Origin of the sequence: Christiangramia aquimixticola (genome assembly GCF_048285835.1) — a bacterium.
Lineage (GTDB): Bacteria > Bacteroidota > Bacteroidia > Flavobacteriales > Flavobacteriaceae > Christiangramia > Christiangramia aquimixticola.
The window spans coordinates 1-430 of record NZ_JBLVTL010000036.1 but is presented as its reverse complement, the minus strand read 5'-3'; the positions used below and the strand labels follow the sequence as shown (position 1 = coordinate 430).

The 430-nt window shown below is 41.9% G+C and carries 1 pseudogene; it reads right to left on the bottom strand.

Annotation, left to right across the window (positions count from 1 at the left end):
* Positions 1 to 71: 71 nt before the first annotated feature.
* A pseudogene (locus ACNKXV_RS13380) lies at positions 72 to 430 on the bottom strand (RNA methyltransferase); the annotation flags it as partial.

Genomic DNA, 430 nt, shown 5'->3' with positions numbered 1-430 from the left:
CATCTCTCTGTTCGGAAGGATGGAATTCGAAAATGGGCTTTTGCCCACTAGGTAAGTTCTTAGAGTATTTTCTATTTTTTTCGAAGTACCGCAATATAAAACCCGTCAAAGCCACTTTCCTGAGCCAATACTTTTTTGTCTTCAATCAGTTCAAATTCCTTCCCTGCTTCACTTTCTAGGAATTTTTTGACTTGAAGCTCATTTTCGGAAGGCAAAATGCTACAGGTCGCATAGACCAATTGTCCACCTTTTTTCAGCATGGAAGGATAGGTTTGGAGAATCTCCTGCTGGGTTTGCTGCACTTTTTCAATGGATTCTAGTGAAAGTTTCCATTTGGTGTCCGGATTACGGCGAAGTACTCCTAGACCAGAACAAGGCACATCCAACAGCAATCGATCTGCAGATTCCTTCAGACGCTTAATGGTTTTGG